The following is a 25729-nucleotide window of genomic DNA, read 5'->3' as shown; positions in this document are numbered from 1 at the left end:
TTGTCGCGCAATCGGTAACAAAATTCCGTTCAAAAAAATTACGCCCCGCGCCAGCCCAGTAAAACCGGGGCTTCCAGCGCAGTCAATTTTTCGACGACTGTTAGACGATGTCTGTAACCCTCCGTAACACCAGTCGATTTCGGCACTACATAACCACTAAAAAAGTGCTCGTTTTTATGGTTACCACTACATTTTGCGCAAACCGCGAAGATAGACGCAGTCTGCAACTGACAGCCGGCACCTGACGCCGCTACAATTACCGACTTTGTCGCAAAGCCTGGAGCTCAACCTTCCGTGCCCGTTCTGCGTCTACCGCTTCTCCCTGCCGCGGCAGGTAAACAGCATTGGGGCAACCTGCCCGGTGCTGCCCTCAGCCTCGCGATTGCCGAGGCTGCCAGCGCTGCCAAGCGCTTCACCCTGCTACTGACCGCCGACAGCCAGAGTGCCGAACGGCTGGAACAGGAGCTGAGTTTCTTCGCCCCGGATTTGCCCGTGCTGCATTTCCCCGACTGGGAAACCCTGCCGTACGATCTGTTCTCGCCGCACCAGGACATCATCTCCCAGCGTATCGCCAGCCTTTATAGACTGCCGGAACTGGCGCACGGCGTGCTGGTGGTGCCGATTACCACCGCCCTGCATCGCCTGGCGCCGACCAAATTCCTGCTCGGCAGCAGTCTGGTGCTGGATGTCGGGCAGAAGCTCGATGTCGAACAGATGCGCTCGCGCCTCGAGGCCAGCGGCTATCGCTACGTCGATACGGTCTACGAGCACGGCGAGTTCACCGTGCGCGGCGCGCTGATCGACCTGTTCCCGATGGGCAGCAAACTGCCCTATCGCATCGACCTGTTCGATGACGAAATCGAAACCCTGCGCACCTTCGACCCGGAAAACCAACGTTCCATCGACAAGGTCGATTCGGTCAAGCTGCTGCCGGCCCGAGAGTTCCCGCTGCAGAAAGATGCGGTCACCCGCTTCAAGGCGCGCTTTCGCGAGCGTTTCGACGTCGACTTCCGGCGCTGCCCGATCTTCCAGGACTTGAGCAGCGGCATCACCCCGGCCGGTATCGAGTACTACCTGCCGCTGTTCTTCGACGAAACCTCGACACTGTTCGATTACCTGCCGCAGGACACTCAAGTGTTCTCGCTGCCGGGTATCGAACAAGCGGCAGAAAACTTCTGGAACGACGTGCGCAATCGCTACGAAGAGCGCCGCGTCGATCCATCGCGCCCTCTATTGCCGCCTGCGGAATTATTCCTGCCGGTGGAAGACTGCTTCGCCCGCCTCAAGAGCTGGCCACGGGTCGTCGCCAGTCAGCAGGACGTCGAATCCGGTGCCGGCCGCGAGCGCTTCCCGGCGCAAGCGTTGCCGAACCTGGCGATCGAAGCCAAGGCCACACAACCGTTGGCAGCGCTTTCGGCATTTCTCGACGAATTCCCTGGACGCGTGCTGTTCACCGCCGAATCCGCGGGCCGGCGTGAAGTTCTGCTGGAGCTGCTGGAACGTCTGAAGCTGCGGCCGAAAACCGTCGACAGCTGGCCGGACTTCGTTTCGAGCAAGGATCGTCTGGCGATCACCATTGCGCCGCTCGACGAAGGCTTGATGCTCGACGACCCGGCGCTGGCACTGGTGGCCGAGAGCCCGCTGTTCGGTCAGCGAGTCATGCAGCGCCGCCGTCGCGAAAAGCGCGCCGACGCCAACAACGATGCGGTGATCAAGAACCTTACCGAACTGCGCGAAGGCGCACCGGTGGTGCACATCGACCACGGTGTCGGACGTTATCTCGGCCTGACGATTCTGGAGATCGACAATCAGGCGGCGGAATTCCTCACACTGGAATACGCGGAGAACGCCAAGCTCTACGTGCCGGTGGCCAACCTGCATCTGATCGCCCGCTACACCGGCAGCGATGACTCACTGGCGCCGCTGCACCGCCTCGGCTCCGAGACCTGGCAGAAAGCCAAGCGCAAAGCCGCCGAACAGGTGCGCGATGTCGCCGCTGAGCTGCTCGACATCTATGCCCGTCGTGCCGCCCGCGAAGGCTACGCGTTTGCCGACCCGAAAGTCGATTACGCGACCTTCAGCGCCGGTTTCCCGTTCGAAGAAACGCCGGACCAGCAAGCGACCATCGAAGCGGTGCGCGAAGACATGCTCGCGCCAAAGCCGATGGATCGTCTGGTCTGCGGCGACGTCGGTTTCGGCAAGACCGAAGTGGCGATGCGCGCCGCGTTCATCGCCGTGCACGGCGGGCGTCAGGTCGCGATTCTGGTGCCGACCACCCTGCTCGCCCAGCAGCACTACAACAGCTTCCGCGACCGCTTCGCCGACTGGCCAGTGACCGTGGAAGTGATGAGCCGCTTCAAATCGGCCAAGGAAGTCAACGCGGCGATCGCCGATCTGGCGGAAGGCAAGATCGACATCGTCATCGGCACGCACAAGCTGCTGTCCGACGACGTGAAGATCAAAAACCTGGGTCTGGTGATCATCGACGAAGAACACCGTTTCGGTGTCCGGCAGAAAGAACAGCTCAAGGCCCTGCGCAGCGAAGTCGACATTCTCACGCTGACCGCCACGCCGATTCCGCGCACGCTGAACATGGCGGTGTCGGGCATGCGCGATCTGTCGATCATCGCCACGCCGCCGGCGCGACGCCTGTCGGTGCGCACCTTCGTCATGGAGCAGAACAAGAGCACGGTCAAAGAGGCCCTGTTGCGTGAACTGCTGCGTGGCGGTCAGGTTTACTACCTGCACAACGACGTGAAGACCATCGAGAAATGCGCGGCGGATCTCGCCGAACTGGTGCCGGAAGCACGGATCGGCATCGGTCACGGACAGATGCGCGAACGCGAACTCGAACAGGTGATGAGCGACTTCTATCACAAGCGCTTCAACGTGCTGATTGCCTCGACCATCATCGAGACCGGCATCGACGTGCCGAGCGCCAACACCATCATCATCGAGCGCGCCGACAAGTTCGGTCTGGCGCAATTGCACCAGTTGCGCGGACGTGTCGGCCGCAGTCACCACCAGGCTTACGCGTACCTGCTGACGCCGCCACGCCAGCAAATCACTTCGGACGCGGAAAAGCGTCTGGAAGCGATTGCCAACACCCAGGATCTGGGCGCCGGTTTCGTGCTGGCGACCAACGACCTGGAAATCCGTGGCGCCGGCGAACTGCTGGGCGATGGCCAGAGCGGGCAAATTCAGGCCGTGGGTTTTACGTTGTACATGGAGATGCTCGAGCGCGCGGTGAAGTCGATCCGCAAGGGCGAGCAACCGAATCTCGATCAACCGCTCGGCGGTGGCCCGGAGGTCAACCTGCGTGTGCCGGCGCTGATTCCGGAAGACTATCTGCCGGACGTTCACGCCCGCCTGATTCTGTACAAGCGCATCGCTTCGGCCACCGACGAGGAAGGCCTGAAGGATCTGCAAGTGGAGATGATCGATCGTTTCGGCCTGCTGCCGGAGCCGACCAAGAATCTGGTGCGCATCACCGCGCTGAAGTTGCAGGCCGAACAACTGGGCATCAAGAAAGTCGACGGTGGCCCGCAGGGTGGACGCATCGAGTTCGCCGCGCAGACGCCGGTCGACCCGATGACCTTGATCAAACTGATCCAGACTCAGCCAAAACGCTACAAATTCGAAGGCGCCACGATGTTCAAGTTCCAGGTGCCGATGGAACGCCCGGAAGAGCGCTTTAATACTGTAGAGGCGCTGTTCGAGCGCCTCCTCCCGAAAACTGTTTGAAGGACGCCGCATGCGCCTGTTTCGCTCACTGACTTTGCTACTTGCCTTGGTAGCCCCTTCGGTTTTCGCCGATGACCTGTATCAGGTCGAAATGATTCTGGTCCGCCAGAACGCCGTGCCAGCGATCGTCAGCCGTGCCGCCCCGGAAGACTGGGCCGTCGGCGCTCAACGCCTGGGTGATGACAGCCTGCGCACACCTGCGCTCGGCGACGTTGCCAGCAAACTCAGCGCCAGCGGTGATTACAGTGTGCTGATGCACAAGGCCTGGCAGCAGACCCTCGGCGAAGCGCCGACCAAGGTGGCAGTCAGCGACGGCAAGGAACAGTTCGGCCAGTTCCCGATCGAGGGCACGCTGGAAATGAAACTCGGACGCTTCACCGACGTGAACGCCGACTTCTGGGTCAACCAGATCGACGCCAACGGCATGGTCACTGCCAGCGAACACCTGAAACAGGACAGCCACACCAAAAACGGCCAGCTCAACTATCTCGACAACGGCCACCTGGCGCTGCTGATCAAGATCACATCCCTGACGGCGCCCGCCCCTCGGCAAGCCCCTGAAGCGATTCCGGACTGATCGAAGTCCTTATGTCCCCGCCCCTGAGTAAACCGTTGGCACCCTCCTGGGTCAGCCGATTCAAGGAACAGAGCCTGGAGCGTGGCCGCCGCTACGCCCTGGAAAACCGGGTACGCATCGCGCAGGTGGGCGATGCGACCATCACCGCCAGTTGCGAAGGCTCTGGCGGTAACGTCTACCGTCAGACCATTCACCTGCGCGAGTCAGCCAAAGACACCCTGTTGCTGGTTGACGCCACCTGCACCTGCCCGGTGCGCAATAACTGCAAACACTGCGCCGCAGTACTCCTGCAAGTGCAGGAAACCCTCGAATACCCTGCCGCCGCCAAAGACGCCGAACTGCTGGAAAAACTCCAGGCTGTTCTGGAAAACCGCAGCCCCAAGGCGCCGCCGCAAGTGCTGGTGGACAACGTGCAACCGCTGCCGCGCCTGTGGCTGGCGAGTGTCGAGTTCAGCGCGTTTGAGCCGCGCAACGGCAAGATGCAGCGTTACATTCAGCATCGAGCGGCGCTGTCGTTCAGCTATCTGGATGAATACGTCAGCGGACAGAAAAACAGCGACATTCTGATTCGTCAGGAAACCCAGACCCTGCGGATAAAACGCCATCCGGAAGTGGAACAGTCCTACCGCGAACAGTTAAGAATCCTCGGCTTCCGTATCGCCACGCGCCAGAGCAAAGCGCTGCCGGAAAGCGCCGGTGAGCTGTACGAGATGGTCAACGACAGCGCCTGGCTGACGTTTACCCTCAACGAACTGCCGAAGCTGCGCACCCAAGGCTGGGAATTGCAGATCGACGAGGAGTTCGGTTTCGACCTGACCGCCGTCGACGACTGGTACGCCACCGTCGAACAGGCGCCGGAACGCGACTGGTTCGATCTGGAACTGGGGATCATCGTCAATGGTGAGCGCCTGAGCCTGCTGCCGATCCTGCTCAACCTGATGCGCTCGCACACGGAAATCCTTAACCCGGAACGCCTGGCGCGGCGCCGCGATGACGAGCTGATTCTGGTCAATGTGCCGCAACGCAACAGTGAGCACGGGCCGCTGCAAGTGGCGCTGCCCCTTGGCCGACTAAAACCGGTACTGGCAACGCTGGGCGAGTTCTACTTGCAGGAACCGGGCGAAACCACCCTGCGCCTGAGCAAGGCCGACGCCACGCGGCTCAACTCGCTGGAAGGCATTCCCCTGCTGTGGGAGGGTGGCGAACAGATTCGAAGTTTCGCCCAACGCCTGCGCGACATCCGCGACTACAGTGCACAAGCGCCGAAGGGCTTGAACGCGACGTTGCGTCCCTATCAGCTCGAAGGCTTGAGCTGGATGCAGTCCCTGCGTCAGCTTGAGGTCGGCGGGATTCTGGCGGACGACATGGGTCTGGGTAAAACCCTACAGACCCTGGCGCATATTCTCAGCGAGAAAAACGCCGGGCGTCTGGATCGACCGTGCATGGTGGTGATGCCCACCAGCCTGATCCCGAACTGGCTCGACGAAGCCGCGCACTTCACGCCGCAACTGAAAGTGGTCGCGCTGTACGGTGCCGGCCGCAAAAAGCATTTCGAGCATCTGGCCGACTTCGACCTGATCCTGACCACCTATGCACTGCTGCCCAAGGACGTCGAACGGCTGGCACAACAGCCGCTGCACGTTCTGGTGCTCGACGAAGCGCAGTACATCAAGAACCCTAACAGCAAGGCCGCGCAGGCCGCTCGCGAACTCAACGCGCGCCAGCGCCTGTGCCTGAGTGGCACACCGCTGGAAAACCACCTCGGCGAGTTGTGGTCGTTGTTCCACTTTCTGCTGCCGGGCTGGTTGGGCGATGTCAAAAGCTTCAATGCCGACTACCGCGTGCCGATCGAAAAGCGCGCCAGCGAAGTCAGGCTGCAGCACCTCAATGGGCGGATAAAACCGTTTCTGCTGCGCCGCACCAAGGAACAGGTGGCCACCGAACTGCCGCCCAAAACCGAGATCATCCACTGGGTCGATCTCAATGAGGCGCAGCGCGACGTGTACGAAACCATGCGCCTGGCGATGGACAAGAAAGTCCGCGACGAGATCACTCGCAAAGGCGTGGCGCGCAGCCAGATCATCATTCTTGAAGCCCTGCTCAAGCTGCGTCAGGTCTGCTGCGATCTGCGCCTGGTCAACGACGCCACCCTGCCCGCCCGTGGCAGCAGCTCGGGCAAACTCGACAGCCTGATGGAAATGCTCGAAGAGTTGTTCGAAGAAGGTCGGCGGATTCTGCTGTTCTCGCAGTTCACCTCGATGCTGTCACTGATCGAAGACGAACTGAAGAAACGCAACGTGGCCTACGCCTTGCTGACCGGCCAGACCCGCGATCGGCGCACGCCGGTGAAGGAATTCCAGAGCGGCAAGCGTCAGATTTTTCTGATCAGCCTGAAGGCCGGCGGCGTCGGCCTGAACCTGACCGAAGCGGACACGGTGATCCATTACGATCCGTGGTGGAACCCGGCAACCGAGAACCAGGCAACCGACCGCGCCTATCGAATCGGCCAGGAGAAGCCGGTGTTCGTCTACAAGATGATTGCCCGCGGCACGGTGGAAGAGAAGATTCAGCACCTGCAGAAGGAAAAGTCTGACTTGGCAGCAGGCGTACTGGATGGGCGCAAGGCCGGGGACTGGAAACTGCAGAGCGATGATATTGAAGCGCTATTTGCGCCGTTGCCGGATAAGTTCGACAAGCGTTGAGATGTGCAGTGTTTGCTAGATAGCTTTCGCGAGCAAGCCCGCTCCCACAGTTGGATCGCATTTCCCCTTGTGGGAGCGAGCCTGCTCGCGAACGGATCACCTCGGTTGAAGGTTCAAACTGAAGCTTACTGCCTGGAAGCGGGCAACGGCGCAAACAGCGCTTCGATATCACTCTGTTCCAGTTTGAATCCACCCGTCGTACCACCTTCAAGCACCGCCCCGGCCAGCGCTGCTTTCTCCTGCTGCAACGCTTGTATCTTTTCCTCTACCGTGCCGCGAGCGATCAGCTTGTAAACAAACACCGGATTGTTCTGCCCGATACGATAAGCGCGATCAGTTGCCTGATTCTCCACTGCCGGGTTCCACCACGGGTCGAAGTGGATCACCGTGTCCGCAGCCGTCAGGTTCAGACCGGTACCGCCAGCCTTGAGGCTGATGAGGAACAACGGCACCTTGCCGCCCTGGAAATTCTTGACTGGCGTGCGCCGGTCGGTGGTGTCGCCAGTCAGCAACGAATAACCGATAGCGCGCTGCTGCAACTCCTGCTCGATCAGCGCCAGCATCGAGGTGAACTGGGAGAACAGCAGGATGCGCCGACCTTCGCCGAGCAACTCTTCGAGCATCTCCATCAGGCTGATCAGCTTGCCGCTGCCCGAGCGCAATGCCTTCGCCGTGAGAGGCATGTTGATCAAGCGCAGATCACAGCAGACCTGACGCAGCTTGAGCAAGGCATCAAGAATGATGATTTGACTGCGCGCCACACCACTGCGGGCAATTTCGTCGCGCACCTTTTTGTCCATCGCCACGCGCACCGTTTCATAGACGTCGCGCTGGCCGTCGCTGAGTTCAACCCAATGGATGATTTCGGTTTTCGGCGGCAGCTCAGTGGCGACCTGATCTTTCTTGCGACGCAGCAGAAACGGCTTGATGCGCGCCGTCAGGTGCTGCATGCGCTGGACATTGCCATGCTTCTCGATCGGTGTGCGGTAATCGCGGTTGAAGGATTTGCTGTCGCCCAGCCAGCCAGGCATGAGGAAATGAAACTGCGACCAGAGCTCGCCGAGATGGTTTTCCAGTGGCGTGCCGCTCAGACACAAGCGCTGACGGGCCTGCAAGTCACGTGCGGCCTGCGCCGCTTTGCTCAGCGGGTTCTTGATGTTCTGCGCTTCGTCGAGAATCAGCACGCTCCACGACTGCGGCCGCAACGTTTCAAGATCCCTGGGCAGCAAGGCGTAAGTGGTCAGCACCAAGTCGTATTCGGCGAGATTGGCGAAGTCTTTTTGCCGCCCGGCCCCATGCAGCGCCAGGACCTTCAACTGAGGCGTGAAGCGCTGGGCCTCGTCGAGCCAGTTGGGAATCAGGCTGGTCGGCATCACCGCCAGTGCCGGGCAATCGAGGCGACCGGCGTGCTTTTCCGTGAGCAGATGCGCCAGGGTCTGCAGGGTTTTGCCCAAGCCCATGTCATCGCCAAGAATGCCGCCGACCTCCAGCTCCCGCAGAGTCTGCATCCAGCCAAGGCCTTCGAGCTGATATGGGCGCAGTTGCGCATTAAGGCCGGCCGGCGCAGCAATATGGGTGTGACTGGAATTGTGCAGCCGCTTGGCAAAAGTGCGCAGGCGTTCGCCGCCCTGCCATTCCAGTGGCATGCCATCGAGCATACTCAGGCGCGCGGCGTCTGGAGCAGTCAAGCGCAGCGCATCGCCCTGATGTCCGCCCAGGTACAGCTCGCCCAGCGTCGCCATCAGCGGTTTGACCCGACTCAGCGGCAACGCCACCTTGGCGCCTGCCGGGTCGCCAAAACCGCTGGGCTTGAGTTCGATCAGGAGTTTTTCGTCGTCGCTGCGTTGCGCCAGATTCACCGGGTCGAGCAAACGTGGCTGGGTGCGCAACAGATGCAGAAGGATCGGCAACAAGCTGTAGCGCTCGCCATTGACGACGATGCCCAGTTGCAGATCAAACCATTGATGCCCGGCCTCTTCTTCGACCTCCGCGTACCAGTGTTCGACCGGCTGCACATCGAAATGGAAGCCGGGACTGATTTCGATTTCCCAGTCCGCGGCGCGCAGTGTGGCAAGCCCTTCATGCATGAATCCGAGCCAGGCGGAATCATCCGGCAAAGTGAACATCTCGCCGGGACGATCCATAGCGCTCTTGCGCGTGGCTTTTTTGAAGCCGAGCTTTTGCAGGCTCTGGCGCAGCTTCTTTTCCATCGCAGGCTGGCGTTGAATGCGCTGGGTTTCGGTACCGTTGAGGATCATCACTTCCGGGTTGCGATCCACCGTCGGCTGGCCGTTGTAGGTAAATACCAGAGCGGCGCGGTGCTCAAGAATGTATTCCCAGCGCGAACGCTCCCGGCCGCTGACCAAAGTCAGTTGCGGCTGCGGAAGCACGTCATCGATGATTCGTTCGGTGAGCTTGTGCGGCGGCGGGATTTTGGTCATCGCGCTCATGCGATGGCTGAACTGCATCGCCTGACGCGCCGGGATGTCTGGGGCGAGGGTCAAATGGCAGGCCAGTTTTTCTTCCAACTCACTGAACAGAGGGCCAACCTGTCGCTGCTCACGATCGAGGTAATAAAGCGGCTCCAGCGCCAGCACGGTTTCCTGCGCAGCCTCGGCACTGCTCCACTGGGCGCGGAACCCACCGTCGGCCTGCTCGGCCCAAGAGAACAGACCCATGCGTTTCGCGCCCGGCGTCAGTGCCTGCAAGTTTTCGAAGTCGAGGAACAGGCGGGAGGTGCACAGGAGCATTTCCAGCAGTTCGGCGCCACTGCTGCCTTCCAGCGGATAGCCGCTGTAATAGGCGTGATGGGAATGCATGGCGACCAACAGCCTGGCAACGCGCAGATCCAGTTCGGACAGATAACCGGGCTGACGCATGAGCATGTCCGCCAGCGAATACATCGGTTTTACTTCGCGTAACTCGCTGTTCTTGAGCTGGGAGACCTTGAAAATATCGAGCAGCCACTTGCCGCTCACTGACGTTGGCTTGAGCTTGTAAAACAGGCGCGTGCCTGCGGTTTGCGCGCCTTCTCCGATGGGCTTGGCCGGCACGGGAATGGTCGAAAGCCAATGTTCCAGCGCCCGCCCCAACTGGGCCTGAGCGTCACTTTCGGACGCTTCATGATCACGGCCCTGCAGGTGATAGAGCACCGCAGCGCAGTGTTTGCAGTCGATTGAGACAGGACAGGTGCACAGGCAACGCAAGGTGACGGAACCCAGCCGATCTTCGGACAGGTAAATGGTTTGTTCATACGCCTGATCTTCCGAACCGACGCAGAACGCCTCGATCTTTCTGTCATCGATCTCGATGATCTCTACCCGATCATCGACAGCATAAGCACGGGCCTTGGCCAACGCCTTGCTACTGAATGCGTGAGTCCATGCCAGCCCTTTAAGCCGCTCGATGAAACTGCTCATGGACAGTCCTTAGCTGGCCAACACCCGCGCCAACGTCGATTTCACCTTGCCCATCCCGTCATGCAGCGCCTGCTCGATCTCGGCCATGGTGATCACCGCCGTGGTCTTGCCTGCTGCCGGATTCACCACCAGCGACAGGCAGGCGTAATCCAGATCCAGCTCACGGGCCAGTGCCGCTTCCGGCATGCCGGTCATGCCGACGATGTCGCAGCCATCGCGCTCCAGACGCACGATCTCCGCCACGGTTTCCAGACGCGGGCCCTGGGTGCAGGCGTACACGCCCTGATCGCTGTATTCGCAGCCTTCGGCAGCCAGCGCGGCGATCAGTTGCTGACGCAGCGACTCGCTGTAAGGGAAGCTGAAATCGATGTGGGTGACGTGCTCCAGATCATCGGCGAAAAACGTGTGTTCGCGACCGCTGGTGTAATCGACGATCTGGTGTGGCACACAGAAATGCCCGGTGCCCATGGCCGGATGGATCCCGCCCACCGCGTTGACCGCGATGATCGCCTCGGCGCCGGCCTGCTTCAGCGCCCACAGGTTGGCACGGTAGTTGACCTTGTGCGGCGGGAAACGATGGGGATGGCCGTGACGGGCGAGGAACAGAACTTCCTTGCCGGCATATTCCCCGATCTGCACTTCAGCCGACGGCGAACCGTAAGGCGTATCCACCGCCAACGACTGACGAATGCTCAGGCCTTCGAGCTGGGTCAGGCCGGTGCCACCGATGATTGCGTAAACCGTCATAGCAAAAATCCTTAATCGATCAGTTGAGCGTCTTTGAGCGCGCCGATGGCGGTGAGCCAGCGCGGATCCTGACGGTAGTCGGTGCTGGCGAACGCCTGCCCGCGCATTCGCGCAATGCGTGCGGACGGCTTGACCTTCATCCGTTGCGCAGCACTCAGGGCCAGTTCGGCCGCAGCGCGGTCATTGCACACCAGGCCCATGTCGCAACCGGCAGTCAACGCGGCTTCGATCCGGCTGGCAGCGTCGCCGACCACGTGGGCGCCGGCCATCGACAGGTCGTCGCTGAAGATCACGCCGTCAAACTGCAACTCGCCGCGCAGGATGTCCTGCAACCAGCGACGGGAGAACCCGGCCGGCTGCGAATCGACTTGCGGATAGATGACGTGCGCCGGCATGACCGCAGCGAGTTGCTTGCTGAGTCTGGCGAACGGTACGAGGTCGTTGGCGCGGATCTCGTCGAGACTGCGCTCGTCATTCGGGATCGCGACGTGGGAGTCGGCTTCGGCCCAACCGTGACCGGGGAAATGCTTGCCGGTAGCGGCCATGCCCGCGCTGTTCATGCCGCGGATGAAGGCGCCGGCGAGCAATGCGGCGCGCTCGGGATCCCCTTCGAACGAACGAGTGCCGACCACGGCGCTGCGCTGGTAATCCAGATCCAGCACCGGGGCGAAACTCAGGTCGAGGCCGACCGCCAACACTTCGGTGGCCATGACCCAGCCGCATTGTTCGGCGAGGTATTCGGCGTTCGGGTTGTCGGCGATGGCACGCATCGCGGGCAGGCGCACGAAGCCCTGACGCAGACGCTGCACCCGGCCGCCCTCCTGGTCGACCGCCAGCAGCAGATCCGGGCGAATGGCGCGGATCGCAGCACTCAGCTCGCGCACTTGGCGCGGGTGCTCGATGTTGCGCGCGAAAATGATCAGGCCGCCCACTTCGGGCTGGCGCAACAATTGGCGATCTTCGGCCGTCAGCCAGGTACCGGCGACGTCCACCATCAACGAGCCTTGCAGGCCAGCAGTCATAGAGATTCCTTGAAAACGAAAAACCCGATCCGCCAGAAATCGCTACCGTGAGCAGGGCTCGGCAGGTCAGTAATTTCTATAGAGATCGGGTTCAGAACGAAAGTCGGCATGGGCGGCTAGCTTAGCGGATACAGGCAGCCGCGCCCACCCGTGTGCGGTTAAACCTTGGCGGCCACCGGAGTCGATTTGCTGCGCGGGCGAAGCTGCGCAGTCGCCATCGCCGGGTCGGTGACACCGGTTTCGGCACGCATGCCGGCGGCAAGGAACGGCACCATCAGACGCATCACCTGTTCGATCGAGGTGTTGACGCCGAAATCGGTCTCGGCAATCGCGCGCAAGGCCTTGATCCCGGACATGCTGAACGCCGCAGCGCCGAGCATGAAGTGCACGCGCCAGAACAGCTCGATTGGCGGGATGCGCGGAGCCGCTTCGTTGACCAACAGCATGTAGCGGCGGAACACCTTACCGTACATGTCTTCCAGATAACGACGCAGGTGACCCTGGCTCTGGCTGAACGCCAAACCGAGCAAACGCATGAAGATCGACAGGTCGTTACCGCTGCGTGGCTGCACCACGAGCGCTTGCTCGACGAGGATTTCCAGCAACTCTTCAAGGGTCGGCTTGTTTTCAGGCTTGGCCTGGCGACGCTCCAGCTCTTTATCGAGGCTGATGCAGAACGGCCCGAGGAAGCGCGAGAAAACCGCCTGGATCAGCGCTTTCTTGGAGCCGAAATGATAGTTCACCGCCGCCAGGTTTACCCCGGCCTTGCTGGTGATCAAACGCAATGAGGTTTCAGCGAAACCTTTCTCCGCGAACAACTGCTCGGCAGCATCAAGAATGCGTTCAACGGTTTCCGACTGGGCCATGGCTACTCCGCCTGACAAACACTTGTTTGAAACATACGTTTCAGCCCAAGCCTTGTCAAGCCTGCCAGTTCGTTTTGGGAATGGTCGGTCAGCTATTTAACCACACTCGACCGGCGCATTAATAAGCACGGGAACCGACCGTCCGGCGGGCTGCAAAAAAACGGGCATTGCCAAGACCGCTTCACTGTATATAATCCCAGTCACTGTATAAAAAGACAGAGCGATCAATATGCTAAAGCTGACGCCACGCCAAGCCGAGATTCTGGCCTTTATCAAACGCTGCCTCGAAGACAACGGCTACCCGCCAACCCGCGCGGAAATCGCTCAGGAGCTCGGTTTCAAGTCGCCCAACGCGGCGGAAGAACACCTCAAGGCCCTCGCCCGCAAAGGTGCAATCGAAATGACCCCGGGCGCCTCCCGCGGTATTCGTATCCCCGGCTTCGAAGCCAAGGCTGACGACTCTACCCTGCCGATCATTGGCCGGGTGGCTGCCGGCGCACCGATCCTCGCCCAGCAGCACATCGAAGAGTCCTGCAATATCAACCCTGCGTTCTTCCACCCTCGTGCTGATTACCTGCTGCGCGTACACGGCATGAGCATGAAGGACATCGGTATTTTCGACGGTGACCTGCTGGCGGTTCACACCACCCGCGAAGCACGCAATGGTCAGGTCGTGGTTGCGCGAATCGGCGACGAAGTCACCGTCAAACGCTTCAAGCGCGAAGGCAGCAAAGTCTGGTTGATTGCCGAAAACCCTGAGTTCGCCCCTATCGAAGTCGACCTGAAAGATCAGGAACTGGTGATCGAAGGCTTGAGTGTCGGCGTAATCCGCCGCTAAAGGAGGCTTTATGCAGTTCCCACACACACCCCAGCAAACACAACTGCCTCTATTCGAAGCGTTTCTGGCACAACCGATGGCACCGATCCTGAAAGATGTGGTCGAGCGCCCATGGATTGCCGAACCGGAAGTATTCAGTGAGCTGTCACTGCGCGGTGCGGCCGGGAACTGCCTGAACCTGCTCGCCCCGATCCTTCGCGAACTGAGCGAGGATCAGGATGCACGCTGGCTGACGCTGATCGCCCCTCCAGCCAGCCTGACCCAGATCTGGCTGCGAGAGGCCGGCCTGAACCGTGAACGCATTCTGCTACTGCAACCTCGTGGTGCGCAAAGCGCTCAGCAACTGGCCTGCGAAGCACTGCGCCTGGGTCGTAGCCATACGGTGGTAACCTGGCTCAATCCGCTGAACACAAGTTCACGGCAACAACTGATCAGCGCAGCCCGCACGGGCGACGCTCAGAGCCTGAACATTCGATTGGGTTGATTCACTTGTAACGCGCGCTGTGTGAAGCGCAGGGCTTCTCCAGGGACAGAGAAGCCGATCTGATGTTGCAGCGGCAAGCGCCGACAGGCGGATCTCAGTGAAGAACCCGCGGCCCTTCTTCCTTATCAAATTCGCCTTCGACCATACGGCCGGCCATCTGTACGCCGACGCTCAACATCGCTTTCGCGATTTCCACATGCTGGCCTTGCAGGAATGCTTTAGCATCCTCGGAGAAATCCAGCGTCACCAGAGAACCCTCGTCCTCAGCCCTGCGCAGTTCGATTCGGCCGTCTGGTAACTCGACAATTTCTAGAAAGGACGTTGGCATATAGGTCTGTTCTCCACGAAAGGCAGGGATTATATAGACATCATTCGGGCTTCGCTCGGGATCTTGACCAGCAGCATGTTTCAGATTGCCACCGTGTCAATTGTCCTCAGCATTCGTTCAAGCCTTCGCGAAAGCGGATTGCCAGGCCCTTGAGATTCTGCCGCCAGCTCTCCAGCTCTTCCCGACTCAACTCCTGCGGCGCCTCTTCTTCATCGAGATTAATGGCCTGAATCAATGGCTGTGTCACATCGCCCTTGGGCTTGTGTGGCACCCGTGGCGGCTGGAACAACGCTGAGTGCGCCGCCAGCAATTTCGCCAGCCAGGTTTCAGGGTTACCAGCCAGCTCAACCATCTCGGCCAGTTCCGGGATCGCAATCGATTCCAGGACTTCGCGAGTCAGCAACGCTTCTGCTCGCGATGCATTGGCCTGAGGCAGACGATAAAAACCGGCGATCTCGTGACACAGTCCCAGAAGCGCGCCATAGAGGTGAAACAATGCTGATTCGCGGCCAGCTTGAATCAACGCCAACGAATTCATCGCCCGCCCCTCTTCGGCGCGAGCCAGAGCCTCCAGTGACAGGCCGGCGAAATAGATCTTCTGATTGGTGCGGGTATAGAGTTCGTGCGCCATGCCGGCAGTCTCCACAGCGAAATAATTGCGTCACACAGACCCGACAGTGTCGTGGATCAGCGGATCCGACCGCAAGCACAAAACAAAAAGGCCGCATGAAAACCCGAGGGTCATCATGCGGCCTTTTGTGGATCAGGCTAACGCTTACTCAGCCTTGGCTTTCGTACGCTTGTCTTCAACAGTCCACTTGCCACCGTCGTAGAACGCTTTCCAGCCGGTAGGCTTGCCGTCGACCTCGGTCTGCACATATTGCTCCTTGGTCTTGCGGCTGTAACGGATTACTGCCGGCAGACCATCAGGATCCTTCTGCGGTGCTTCGCAGAGGAAGTGGTACTTCGGATCGATCTCATCCTTGTGCGGCAGAATCTCGATCACCAGCGGAGCACGGGTCTCGCGGTTTTTCGGGAACTGGCTAGCCGCCAGGAACAGACCGGAAGCACCGTCGCGCAGAATGTAGGTGTCGTTGACCTTTTCACATTTCAGCTCAGGCATCTTCACCGGGTCCATCTTCGGCGGCGCCGCGTCACCACTCTTCAGCAGTTTGCGGGTGTTCTTGCAGGTCGGGTTGGTGCAACCGAAGAACTTACCGAAACGGCCAGTCTTGAGCTGCATCTCGCTGCCGCACTTGTCGCATTCCAGGCTCGGACCTTCGTAGCCCTTGATGCGGTAGTTGCCCTCTTCGATTTCATAGCCGGCACAATCCGGGTTGTTACCGCAGATGTGCAGTTTGCGCTTCTCGTCGAGCAGGTAGGCGTCCATCGCGGTGCTGCAGATCGGGCAGCGATGCTTGCCGCGCAGCACCAGCGACTCCGACTCGCCCTCGTCGTCCGCAGCGATCTCGTCGCCCGGCACCAGGTTGACGGTGGCCTTGCAGCGCTCTTTTGGTGGCAGGCTGTAACCCGAGCAACCGAGGAACACGCCGGTCGATGCCGTACGGATCTGCATCGGACGACCGCACGTGGTGCACGGAATATCAGTCATGACCGGCTGGTTGGCACGCATGCCGCTTTCCGGGTTCTCGGCCACTTCGAGCTTCTTCTTGAAGTCGCCGTAGAACTCGTCCAGCACGTTTTTCCAGTCGCGCTCGCCCTGAGCCACATCATCGAGGTTCTCTTCCATGCCGGCGGTGAAGCCGTAGTCCATGAGGTTCGAGAAGCTCTCCGACAGACGCTCGGTGACGATATCGCCCATCTTTTCCGAGTAGAAACGACGGTTGTGCAGGGTCACGTAGCCGCGATCCTGAATAGTCGAAATGATCGCTGCGTAAGTCGAAGGACGACCGATGCCGCGTTTTTCCATTTCCTTGACCAGGCTGGCTTCCGAGTAACGGGCCGGCGGCTTGGTGAAATGCTGCGACGGATCGAGCTTGATCAGCTTCATTGCATCGCCCTGCGCCATGTCCGGCAGAACATCGTCATCGCCAGGCTTGGTGATTTGCGGCAGAACGCGGGTGTAACCGTCGAACTTGAGGATGCGGCCTTTGGCACGCAGCTCGAAGTCGCCAGCGGCAACGCTGACGGTGGTCGACAGATATTGCGCCGGCAGCATCTGGCAAGCGAGGAACTGGCGCCAGATCAACTCGTAGAGGCGCTCAGCATCACGCTCCATGCCTGCAAGCTTGCTTGGCGTGGTGTTGGCATCGGAAGGACGAATCGCTTCGTGAGCCTCTTGTGCGCCTTCCTTGCTGCTGTAGACGTTCGGCGTTTCCGGCAGGTACTTCTTGCCGAACTCGTCCTCGATATAGGTACGCGCCATCGCCACGGCATCAGCCGAGAGGTTGGTCGAGTCGGTACGCATATAAGTGATGTAGCCGGCTTCGTACAGACGCTGGGCCATCATCATGGTTTTCTTCACGCCGAAGCCCAGGCGGTTGCTCGCAGCCTGCTGCAGGGTGGAGGTGATGAACGGCGCCGACGGCTTGCTGCTGGTCGGCTTGTCTTCGCGCTTGACGATGCTGTAGCTGGAGGACTTGAGCTTCTCCAGCGCAGCCGTGGCCTGGGATTCGTTGAGCGGCTTGAAGGCTTCGCCCTTCTCGCGCGCCACTTCGAAACGTACGGTCGAACCCTTGGCGGTGCCGAGGTCGGCGTGCACTTCCCAGTACTCTTCCGGGTTGAATGCACGAATCTCGCGCTCACGCTCCACCACCAGTTTCACGGCAACCGATTGCACGCGACCGGCCGACAGGCCACGGGCGATCTTGGCCCACAGCAGCGGCGAGACCATGTAACCCACAACGCGGTCGAGGAAACGACGCGCCTGCTGGGCATTTACACGATCAATGTCCAGCTCGCCCGGCTCGGAGAAAGCTTCCTGAATCGCCTTCTTGGTGATTTCGTTGAACACCACGCGCTTGTAGCGGCTGTCGTCACCACCGATGGCTTCGCGCAGGTGCCAGGCAATGGCTTCCCCCTCGCGATCCAAGTCGGTTGCGAGATAGATGGTGTCAGCATCCTTGGCGAGCCGGCGCAGCTCTTCGATGACCTTCTCTTTGCCCGGGAGGATCTCGTACTGAGCTTTCCAGCCATGCTCCGGATCGACACCCATGCGCGAGACCAGTTGCTTGCGCGCTTTCTCTTTCGGCGTGAGCACCGGCCCCTCGCCCGCGGCAGCCTTGCCGCGCTTGGCGGCTGGCTCTTTGCTGGCGCTAGCCGAACCGCTGGTGGGCAGGTCTCGGATATGGCCGATACTCGACTTCACCACGTATTGGTTGCCCAGATACTTGTTGATGGTCTTGGCCTTAGCCGGGGATTCCACAATGACCAGCGATTTGCCCATGGATCAGAAAATTCCTGAATTCTAGAAGTGAAAGGCGGTTGGCGCCTGACGCGGCACCGCTATATATAGTGGCTACAAGGTGAGGTCAAGCACAGGGTTCTGTGCGCACTCGCCTTATGCCTTGGAAAAAAGGCTCGGTTCGGCGTGCACCAAAGCAAAGCGTGGCACCTGCTCGCCGTCAACCTCGACCGACTCGACGAACATGCTCAAAGGGCGTACCCAAAAGCCGTAATCGCCATACAGGGCTTGGTAAAACACCACTTCTTCTTCGGTCTCGGAATGCCGCGCAACATTGAATACACGGTACTGCTGACCTTTGTAATGTTTGTAGAGCCCAGGTTGTATCGGCATGCTTCGGCCCTCACTCAAATTTTTTCAAAATAAATAAAAAAATAAATCCACAAAAAACAAAAACCGGGGCACTGGGCCCCGGCTTCCATCGACGAGACGCTTAAACGCGTTCGAAGACGGTGGAGATGCCTTGGCCGAGACCAATGCACATAGTGGCCACCCCAAAGGTGCCGCTATTCTGCTTCATCACGTTCAGCAAGGTGCCGGAAATACGGGCACCGGAGCAACCGAACGGGTGACCCAGGGCGATCGCGCCGCCGTGCAGGTTAACCTTCTCGTTCATCTTGTCGAGCACTTTCAGATCTTTCAGCACTGGCAGGGCCTGTGCAGCGAAAGCTTCGTTGAGCTCGAAGAAGTCGATATCGTTGATGCCAAGGCCCGCACGCTTCAGGGCTTTTTGTGTCGCCGGCACTGGACCATAGCCCATGATCGCCGGATCCACACCCGCCACTGCCATCGAACGGATCACGGCCATCGGCTGGATCCCCAGATCCTGTGCACGCTGCGCCGACATCACGATCATGCACGAAGCACCATCGGTGATCTGCGACGAAGTACCGGCTGTCACGGTGCCGCCTTTTGGATTGAAGGCAGGTTTGAGGGCCGCCAGACTTTCCAGGGTGGTTTCCGGACGAATGGTTTCGTCGTAGTCGAACAGCTTCAGGAAGCCGTTTTCGTCGTAGCCCTGCATCGGGATGATTTCGTCTTTGAACTTGCCTTCCACCGTCGCTTTATGGGCGAGCTGGTGGGAGCGCACGCCAAAGGCATCCTGCTGCTCACGAGTGATGCCGTGCATCTTGCCGAGCATTTCCGCGGTCAGACCCATCATGCCCGAGGCTTTCGCCGCGTACAGCGACATGTGCGGGTTCGGATCGACACCGTGCATCATGCTCACGTGGCCCATATGCTCGACGCCGCCAACCACGAATACGTCACCGTTGCCGGTCATGATCGCTTGCGCTGCAGTGTGCAGGGCGCTCATCGACGAGCCGCACAGACGGCTGACGGTCTGGCCGGCCGAGGTGTGCGGGATCTGGGTCATCAGCGACGCCATGCGCGCGATGTTCCAGCCCTGCTCCAGGGTCTGGTTCACACAGCCCCAGATCACGTCCTCGACTTCAGCAGGATCGACCTTGGCGTTGCGTTCCAGCAGTTTGCTGATCAGGTGCGCCGACATGTCTTCGGCGCGGGTGTTGCGGTGCATGCCGCCCTTGGAGCGGCCCATCGGAGTACGACCGAAGTCGACAATCACGACGTCTCTAGGATTCAAGCTCATAAGTTCACTCTCACTCTAGTTGGGGGCGCTTAACCGAAGAAGCTCTGGCCGTTTTTGGCCATTTCGCGCAGCTTCGCGGTCGGGTGGTACAGCGCGCCCAAATCAGCGTACTGGTCAGCCAGGGCAACGAACTCGGCCACACCGATCGAATCGATGTAGCGCAGCGCACCGCCACGGAATGGAGGGAAACCGATACCGTAGACCAGACCCATGTCGGCTTCGGCGGCGGTTTCAACGATGCCGTCTTCCAGGCAGCGCACGGTTTCCAGGCACAGCGGGATCATCATCCAGTTGATGATGTCTTCGTCAGTGACTTCGCGCTGCTCGTAAACGATCGGCTTGAGCACTTCCAGCACCGACGGATCGGCAACCTTCTTCTGCTTGCCTTTCTTGTCGGCTTCGTAGACGTAGAAGCCCTTGCCGTTCTTCTGGCCCAGACGCTTGGCCTCGTACAGCACGTCGATGGCCGAGCGACGATCATCCTTCATGCGATCCGGGAAGCCTTCAGCCATCACGTCACGACCGTGGTGACCGGTGTCGATGCCGACCACGTCCATCAGGTACGCCGGGCCCATCGGCCAGCCGAATTTTTCCATGACCTTGTCGATGCGGACGAAGTCCACACCAGCGCTGACCAGCTTGGCGAAACCGCCGAAATACGGGAACAGAACGCGGTTGACCAGGAAGCCCGGGCAGTCGTTGACGACGATCGGGTTCTTGCCCATTTTCTTGGCGTAGGCAACGGTTGTGGCAATCGCCAGCTCGCTGGACTTCTCGCCACGGATCACTTCCACCAGCGGCATCATGTGCACCGGGTTGAAGAAGTGCATGCCGACGAAGTTTTCCGGGCGCTTGAGGGCCTTGGCCAGCAGGCTGATGGAAATGGTCGAGGTGTTGGACGCGAGGATGGTGTCCTCTTTGACCTTGTCTTCGACTTCAGCCAGCACAGCTTGCTTGACCTTCGGGTTCTCGACCACGGCTTCAACAACCAGATCGACGTGACCGAAGTCACCGTAGGACAGGGTCGGACGAATACCGTTGAGCACTTCAGCCATTTTCGCGGCGGTCATGCGGCCTTTGTCAACGCGACCAACCAGCAGTTTGGCGGCTTCGGCCAGACCCTGCTCGATACCGTGTTCGTTGATGTCCTTCATCAGGATCGGCGTGCCTTTGGAGGCCGACTGATAGGCGATACCGCCGCCCATGATGCCGGCGCCCAGTACGGCAGCCTGCTTCACGTCCTTGGCGATTTCATCGTAAGCCTTGGCCTTTTTCTTCAGTTCCTGATCGTTCAGGAACAGACCGATCAAGCTCTGCGCGGCAGAGGTCTTGGCCAGTTTGACGAAACCGGCGGCTTCGACTTCCAGCGCCTTGTCACGACCGAAGTTCGCGGCTTTCTGGATGGTCTTGATCGCTTCGACCGGCGCCGGGTAATTCGGGCCTGCCTGCCCTGCCACGAAACCTTTGGCGGTTTCGAAAGCCATCATTTGTTCAATGGCGTTCAACTTGAGTTTTTCAAGTTTTGGCTGACGCTTGGCCTTGTAGTCGAACTCGCCGGAGATGGCGCGTTTGATCAGCTCAAGGGCAGCTTCCTGCAGCTTCTCCGGAGCAACCACGGCGTCGACGGCGCTGACTTTCAGCGCGTCCTCAGGACGGTTTTCCTTACCGGCGGCAATCCACTCGATGGCGTTATCGACGCCAATCAGGCGCGGCAGACGCACGGTGCCGCCGAAGCCTGGGTAGATGCCTAGTTTGACTTCCGGCAGACCGATCTTGGCCTTGGTCGACATGACGCGGTAGTCCGCCGCCAGGCACATTTCCAGACCGCCACCCAGGGCGATGCCGTTAATCGCGGCCACGGTCGGAACGTTGAGGTCTTCGAAATCGCTGAAGATCTTGTTGGCTTCGAGATTGCCAGCAACCAGCTCGGCATCCGGCAGCTTGAAGTTGTCGACAAATTCGGTGATGTCGGCGCCGACGATGAACACGTCCTTGCCACTGCTGACGATCACGCCCTTGATCGAAGCATCTGCCTTGATGGTGTCCACGGCCTGACGCAGTTCGTTCAGGGTAAGACGGTTGAACTTGTTGACGGACTCACCCTTGAGGTCGAATTTCAATTCGACGATGCCACTTTCAAGAGCTTTAACCGTGATGGCTTTACCTTCGTAAATCATCAACTGATCTCCACGATATGGAAGCTGAACAGTACACGTCGGACGCAGGTAAATGGCTCGGCAGGACGCTTTTTCGTCGATGCTGACGCCAATCCACCCGGCACACCCGCCAACGCGATAGTCGGGATTCTGTAGGAGCAGTCTGTAAGACAAACGCTCAATTCATACGCCCGTTTGATTTGGGTACGTCACCTTCACGGAATTTCCAACAATTGTCAATCGCCCAAAATACGGGTTGAAATGCGACTTTGTGGTCATTTCCGTTGCACACAGATCCGCAACACGCAGCTGCATGCAAAGCCATTCATAGAATCAATAGTTAGAAAAGTCGCCCTAATTCCCGGCGAGCCTTGTTTAACAGGCTACGCTGGCTGGACTACAGGGAGATTCGCTGCCACTAAAAAACGAGTCAGCGATAAAAAACAGTTACCGGCCTGCCTGGCCACCCAGCCCGATGAATCATGTCGGGCTTTTTATTGCTCGTCTGCCGGACGCTCCCCACCCTTGCAGTGGGAAAAGTCCGCGAGTCAGGCCAGCGCTTTCAGAGTCGCGTCGATAGCCTGCAAAACCGTGGCTTCGCCCTTCTCGCCCCAGTACAGCGCGATCATCTGCTTGTCGGCCTCGACCTTGAACACGTTGCCCGGCAACTTTTCGAAATGATCGAGCAGCAACCGGTCCTCGCAGACTTCCTGCCACTGATTGACCCATACCCCCGGCGATTTCTGCCAGTAGGTCCAGCACGCCGGCTGAGTGCCACGCCGTGGCCGATGATATTGCGCGCACGGGCTGGGCGGCTCCTGAGACAGCCAGTGCGGCCACTCCTGAGGCGCCAGCTGCATGGCCAGCCCGATGCGTCGCGCCTCCATGCGCAGGGCCATGCGGCCGCTCTGCACGCGCGACGGGCGCAACCACGCCAGTGGACTCAAAACCACCAGCAGGATTGACACCACCAACCAGACCGTCATATCTCTACTCCCGACTTAAGGTGAGCGCATTGTGTCACTTTGGAACCAATGCGCTTGAAACCAGCCATACTTAACAATATTGAACCGTCACGAGGAGCACCTCATGCCCTACAACCATATCCTGGTCGCCGTAGACCTGACCGAAGAGTGCGACCCTGTGATTCACCGCGCCCGAGAGCTGTCGGCGAGCAATAGCGCCAAGCTGTCGCTGGTGCATATCGTCGAACCGATGGCGATGGCGTTTGGCGGCGACGTGCCGATGGATCTGTCACAACTGCAACAGCAGCAGTTCGATCAGGCCAAGGAGCGACTTGAACGCCTGAAAGCCAAATACGCCGAACTTGAGGGCGCCAATTGCCACCTGACCTATGGCCAGCCACGCCAGGAAATCCATCATTTCGCCAAGGAAAACCATTGCGACCTGATCGTAGTCGGCAGCCACGGCCGTCATGGTCTGGCGCTATTGCTGGGCTCCACAGCCAACGACGTGTTGCATGGCGCCCCTTGCGATGTGCTCGCGGTGCACCTGATCAAACGCTGAAACACAAAACCCTGTGGGAGCGAGCTTGCTCGCGAAGGCGTCGGCACATTCAACATTGATGCTACCTGACATACCGCTTTCGCGAGCAAGCTCGCTCCCACATTGGAATCTTCACCTATATCCGTATATGAAAAGCCCGGCGTTCATCACTGAACGCCGGGCTTTTTCATGGCCGGATCAATCAGGCATCCAGCTCGGCCCAACGCTCCACCAGTGCATCCAGCTCAGCCTGCAACTGCTCCAGCGAAGCAATCACCTTGGCCGTTTCTGCTGGCGGACGCTGATAGAAGCCGGCTTCAGCCATTTCGGCTTCGACGGCCGCGATCTGCTGCTCCTTGGCATCGATGTCGCCCGGTAACGCTTCCAGCTCGCGCTGCAGCTTGTAGCTCAGCTTCTTCTTGGCTGCTGGCGCAGCAGCGGCAGGTGCAGCAGCCACAACCGGCTCAGCGGTAACCACCGCCGAATTCAGATCAGCCTTGCCCGACTTGCTCTCGGTCACGCCCAGCAGACGCGGCGAGCCGCCCTGACGGATCCAGTCCTGATAGCCACCGACGTATTCACGCACCTGCCCCTCGCCTTCGAAGACCAGGGTGCTGGTGACCACGTTGTCGAGGAATGCCCGGTCGTGGCTGACCATCAGCACGGTGCCGTTAAAGGTCAGCAGCACTTCTTCGAGCAGCTCGAGGGTTTCCACGTCGAGGTCGTTGGTCGGTTCGTCGAGTACCAGCAGGTTCGCCGGTTTGCTGAACAGTTTCGCCAGCAACAGGCGTGCACGCTCACCACCGGACAGCGCCTTGACCGGCGTGCGCGCACGCTGCGGGCTGAACAGGAAGTCGCCGAGGTAGCTCAGGACGTGGCGGCTCTGGCCGTCGATATCGATGAAGTCGCGACCTTCGGCGACGTTGTCGATCACGGTCTTTTCCAGATCCAGTTGATGGCGCAACTGGTCGAAGTACGCCACATCGATTCGGGTGCCTTCTTCCACTTTGCCGCTGGTGGGCTGCAGACCGCTGAGCATCAGTTTCAGCAGGGTGGTCTTGCCGGTGCCGTTGGCGCCGAGCAGGCCGATACGGTCGCCGCGCTGCAGGACCATCGAGAAGTCCTTGATCAGGTACGGACCGTCCGGGTGATGGAAGCTGACATTTTCCAGCACCATCACTTGCTTGCCCGACTTCTCGGCGGTTTCCAGCTGAATATTGGCCTTGCCGGTGCGCTCGCGACGTTCGCTGCGCTCAACACGCAGGGCTTTCAAGGCACGCACGCGACCTTCGTTGCGGGTACGACGGGCCTTGATGCCCTGACGAATCCACACTTCTTCCTGAGCCAGGCGCTTGTCGAACAGCGCATTGGCGGTTTCTTCCGCGGCCAGCGCGGCTTCCTTGTGCACCAGGAAGCTGGCGTAATCGCCGTTCCAGTCGATCAGGCCGCCGCGATCCAGTTCGAGGATGCGCGTGGCGAGGTTTTGCAGGAAAGAACGGTCGTGCGTGATGAACAGCACGGCGCCCTGGAAATCCTTCAGGGCCTCCTCGAGCCAGGCAATCGCACCGATGTCCAGGTGGTTGGTCGGTTCGTCGAGCAGCAGCAGATCCGGTTCGGACACCAGCGCCTGCGCCAGCAGCACGCGACGGCGCCAGCCGCCGGACAACTCGGCGAGGGTCTTGTCGGCCGGCAGTTGCAGACGGCTCAGGGTGCTGTCGACCAGGGTCTGCAAGCGCCAGCCGTCACGGGCTTCGAGGTCATGCTGAACGTGCATCAGCTTGTCCAGATCGGCGTCGGTAACGATGTTCTGGCTCAGGTGATGGTATTCGGCGAGCAAGGCGCCAACGCCGTCGAGGCCTTCGGCAACCACGTCGAATACGGTCCGCCCGTCGGCCACCGGCAATTCTTGCGGCAATTCACCGATTTTCAGACCGGGGGCACGCCACACCGAGCCGTCATCGGGCTTCTGGTCGCCCTTGACCAGTTTCATCATGCTGGATTTGCCAGTGCCGTTGCGGCCGATGATGCACACCCGCTCACCACGGGCGATCTGCCAGGACACCTTGTCCAACAACGGCATCGCGCCGAATGCAAGGGACACATCGCTGAATTTGAGCAGGGTCATGAGCTTCTCCAAAAACCGGGCGCGCATTCTACCTGAGTTAGGCTCTCAGCAGGCCGGCAATTTGTCTGCCGAAGCACTCTGCACAACATTTGTTGCGAACTTGTGCTGCAAGACCGGCAAAGCTTTCGCCCGTTGCTGGCAAAAGGCTAAGCTACAGACAATTCAGTGCTGGCCGCGGCCGG

The 25729-nt window shown here is 59.9% G+C and carries 18 protein-coding genes; 6 read left to right on the top strand and 12 right to left on the bottom strand.

Going from position 1 to position 25729, the window contains the following annotated elements; all coding sequences use genetic code 11:
* Nucleotides 1–294 precede the first annotated feature (294 nt).
* Genes mfd through J1G18_RS25080 form a run of 3 tightly spaced genes read left to right on the top strand, consistent with a single transcriptional unit; the run spans nucleotide 295 to nucleotide 7023 of the window.
* Entirely contained in the window at nucleotides 295–3744 is a 3450-nt protein-coding gene (gene mfd / locus J1G18_RS25090) for a transcription-repair coupling factor (protein ID WP_223009001.1), read from the top strand.
* Between the two features lie 10 nt (nucleotides 3745–3754).
* Complete coding sequence (locus J1G18_RS25085) at nucleotides 3755–4321, top strand: CsiV family protein (protein ID WP_134786954.1); 567 nt, start codon at nucleotides 3755–3757, stop codon at nucleotides 4319–4321.
* 11 nt (nucleotides 4322–4332) lie between these two features.
* Nucleotides 4333–7023, top strand: coding sequence for a DEAD/DEAH box helicase (locus tag J1G18_RS25080; RefSeq protein ID WP_098964805.1), 2691 nt, complete (start codon nucleotides 4333–4335; stop codon nucleotides 7021–7023).
* Between the two features lie 125 nt (nucleotides 7024–7148).
* On the opposite strand, the gene J1G18_RS25075 is transcribed toward J1G18_RS25080, so the two are convergent.
* The 4 genes from J1G18_RS25075 to J1G18_RS25060 all read right to left on the bottom strand — a co-directional run bounded on the left by J1G18_RS25075 (nucleotide 7149) and on the right by J1G18_RS25060 (nucleotide 13077).
* Entirely contained in the window at nucleotides 7149–10442 is a 3294-nt protein-coding gene (locus J1G18_RS25075) for a DEAD/DEAH box helicase (protein ID WP_223008999.1), read from the bottom strand.
* A gap of 9 nt (nucleotides 10443–10451) precedes the next feature.
* Nucleotides 10452–11189, bottom strand: a complete 738-nt coding sequence (locus tag J1G18_RS25070) for an S-methyl-5'-thioinosine phosphorylase (RefSeq protein ID WP_123588508.1) — start codon at nucleotides 11187–11189, stop codon at nucleotides 10452–10454.
* A gap of 11 nt (nucleotides 11190–11200) precedes the next feature.
* Nucleotides 11201–12211, bottom strand: coding sequence for a beta-N-acetylhexosaminidase (nagZ, locus tag J1G18_RS25065; RefSeq protein WP_041068989.1), 1011 nt, complete (start codon nucleotides 12209–12211; stop codon nucleotides 11201–11203).
* Nucleotides 12212–12369: 158 nt separating this feature from the next.
* Nucleotides 12370–13077, bottom strand: coding sequence for a TetR/AcrR family transcriptional regulator (locus J1G18_RS25060; protein ID WP_007961819.1), 708 nt, complete (start codon nucleotides 13075–13077; stop codon nucleotides 12370–12372).
* Between the two features lie 229 nt (nucleotides 13078–13306).
* On the opposite strand from J1G18_RS25060, the gene lexA reads away from it, so the two are divergent.
* On the top strand, nucleotides 13307–13915 hold the full coding sequence (gene lexA / locus J1G18_RS25055) for a transcriptional repressor LexA (RefSeq protein WP_003226590.1): 609 nt from the start codon (nucleotides 13307–13309) through the stop codon (nucleotides 13913–13915).
* A 10-nt stretch (nucleotides 13916–13925) separates the two neighbouring features.
* Nucleotides 13926–14399 carry an SOS-induced cell division inhibitor SulA gene (gene sulA, locus J1G18_RS25050; RefSeq protein ID WP_003226591.1) on the top strand — a complete coding sequence of 158 codons (474 nt, stop codon included), beginning with the start codon at nucleotides 13926–13928 and terminating at the stop codon, nucleotides 14397–14399.
* A 94-nt stretch (nucleotides 14400–14493) separates the two neighbouring features.
* Here sulA and J1G18_RS25045 read toward each other — a convergent pair whose 3' ends face one another.
* From J1G18_RS25045 to J1G18_RS25015, 7 genes are all read right to left on the bottom strand, one after another.
* On the bottom strand, nucleotides 14494–14727 hold the full coding sequence (locus tag J1G18_RS25045) for a hypothetical protein (protein ID WP_003226592.1): 234 nt from the start codon (nucleotides 14725–14727) through the stop codon (nucleotides 14494–14496).
* 106 nt (nucleotides 14728–14833) lie between these two features.
* The gene (locus J1G18_RS25040) at nucleotides 14834–15358 is read right to left on the bottom strand and encodes a DUF6586 family protein (RefSeq protein WP_097088548.1); all 525 of its coding nucleotides are present in this window, start codon (nucleotides 15356–15358) and stop codon (nucleotides 14834–14836) included.
* A 144-nt stretch (nucleotides 15359–15502) separates the two neighbouring features.
* Nucleotides 15503–18133, bottom strand: a complete 2631-nt coding sequence (topA, locus tag J1G18_RS25035; protein WP_223008997.1) for a type I DNA topoisomerase — start codon at nucleotides 18131–18133, stop codon at nucleotides 15503–15505.
* Nucleotides 18134–18247: 114 nt separating this feature from the next.
* Nucleotides 18248–18484: a DUF1653 domain-containing protein gene (locus J1G18_RS25030; protein WP_134786957.1), complete on the bottom strand. Its 237-nt coding sequence runs from the start codon at nucleotides 18482–18484 to the stop codon at nucleotides 18248–18250.
* A gap of 100 nt (nucleotides 18485–18584) precedes the next feature.
* Nucleotides 18585–19760 carry an acetyl-CoA C-acyltransferase FadA gene (gene fadA, locus J1G18_RS25025; RefSeq protein WP_007910465.1) on the bottom strand — a complete coding sequence of 392 codons (1176 nt, stop codon included), beginning with the start codon at nucleotides 19758–19760 and terminating at the stop codon, nucleotides 18585–18587.
* Nucleotides 19761–19789: 29 nt separating this feature from the next.
* Nucleotides 19790–21937: a fatty acid oxidation complex subunit alpha FadB gene (gene fadB / locus J1G18_RS25020; protein WP_223008995.1), complete on the bottom strand. Its 2148-nt coding sequence runs from the start codon at nucleotides 21935–21937 to the stop codon at nucleotides 19790–19792.
* Nucleotides 21938–22464: 527 nt separating this feature from the next.
* On the bottom strand, nucleotides 22465–22902 hold the full coding sequence (locus J1G18_RS25015; RefSeq protein WP_223008993.1) for a hypothetical protein: 438 nt from the start codon (nucleotides 22900–22902) through the stop codon (nucleotides 22465–22467).
* 103 nt (nucleotides 22903–23005) lie between these two features.
* On the opposite strand from J1G18_RS25015, the gene J1G18_RS25010 reads away from it, so the two are divergent.
* Nucleotides 23006–23443 (top strand): universal stress protein, encoded by a 438-nt coding sequence (locus tag J1G18_RS25010; protein WP_135296250.1) that lies wholly within the window; start codon nucleotides 23006–23008, stop codon nucleotides 23441–23443.
* 181 nt (nucleotides 23444–23624) lie between these two features.
* Here J1G18_RS25010 and J1G18_RS25005 read toward each other — a convergent pair whose 3' ends face one another.
* Nucleotides 23625–25547, bottom strand: a complete 1923-nt coding sequence (locus tag J1G18_RS25005; protein WP_223008991.1) for an ATP-binding cassette domain-containing protein — start codon at nucleotides 25545–25547, stop codon at nucleotides 23625–23627.
* Between the last annotated feature and the right edge of the window lie 182 nt (nucleotides 25548–25729).

It is taken from the genome of Pseudomonas sp. MIS38 (assembly GCF_019891575.1).
Lineage (GTDB): Bacteria > Pseudomonadota > Gammaproteobacteria > Pseudomonadales > Pseudomonadaceae > Aquipseudomonas > Aquipseudomonas putida_A.
Note: the sequence above shows the minus strand (reverse complement) of the source record. Positions and strands in the feature narration are given on the sequence as shown.

Bases quoted from the DNA above. Each gene is read 5' to 3' on its own strand.
- J1G18_RS25075 (WP_223008999.1), bottom strand. From the start codon at position 10,442: ATGAGCAGTTTCATCGAGCGGCTTAAAGGGCTGGCATGGACTCACGCA.
- sulA (WP_003226591.1), top strand. From the start codon at position 13,926: ATGCAGTTCCCACACACACCCCAGCAAACACAACTGCCTCTATTCGAA.
- J1G18_RS25010 (WP_135296250.1), top strand. From the start codon at position 23,006: ATGCCCTACAACCATATCCTGGTCGCCGTAGACCTGACCGAAGAGTGC.
- lexA (WP_003226590.1), top strand. From the start codon at position 13,307: ATGCTAAAGCTGACGCCACGCCAAGCCGAGATTCTGGCCTTTATCAAA.
- J1G18_RS25030 (WP_134786957.1), bottom strand. From the start codon at position 18,484: ATGCCGATACAACCTGGGCTCTACAAACATTACAAAGGTCAGCAGTAC.
- fadA (WP_007910465.1), bottom strand. From the start codon at position 19,760: ATGAGCTTGAATCCTAGAGACGTCGTGATTGTCGACTTCGGTCGTACT.
- J1G18_RS25015 (WP_223008993.1), bottom strand. From the start codon at position 22,902: ATGACGGTCTGGTTGGTGGTGTCAATCCTGCTGGTGGTTTTGAGTCCA.
- J1G18_RS25045 (WP_003226592.1), bottom strand. From the start codon at position 14,727: ATGCCAACGTCCTTTCTAGAAATTGTCGAGTTACCAGACGGCCGAATC.
- topA (WP_223008997.1), bottom strand. From the start codon at position 18,133: ATGGGCAAATCGCTGGTCATTGTGGAATCCCCGGCTAAGGCCAAGACC.
- nagZ (WP_041068989.1), bottom strand. From the start codon at position 12,211: ATGACTGCTGGCCTGCAAGGCTCGTTGATGGTGGACGTCGCCGGTACC.
- J1G18_RS25080 (WP_098964805.1), top strand. From the start codon at position 4,333: ATGTCCCCGCCCCTGAGTAAACCGTTGGCACCCTCCTGGGTCAGCCGA.
- J1G18_RS25070 (WP_123588508.1), bottom strand. From the start codon at position 11,189: ATGACGGTTTACGCAATCATCGGTGGCACCGGCCTGACCCAGCTCGAA.
- J1G18_RS25005 (WP_223008991.1), bottom strand. From the start codon at position 25,547: ATGACCCTGCTCAAATTCAGCGATGTGTCCCTTGCATTCGGCGCGATG.
- J1G18_RS25085 (WP_134786954.1), top strand. From the start codon at position 3,755: ATGCGCCTGTTTCGCTCACTGACTTTGCTACTTGCCTTGGTAGCCCCT.
- fadB (WP_223008995.1), bottom strand. From the start codon at position 21,937: ATGATTTACGAAGGTAAAGCCATCACGGTTAAAGCTCTTGAAAGTGGC.
- J1G18_RS25040 (WP_097088548.1), bottom strand. From the start codon at position 15,358: ATGGCGCACGAACTCTATACCCGCACCAATCAGAAGATCTATTTCGCC.
- J1G18_RS25060 (WP_007961819.1), bottom strand. From the start codon at position 13,077: ATGGCCCAGTCGGAAACCGTTGAACGCATTCTTGATGCTGCCGAGCAG.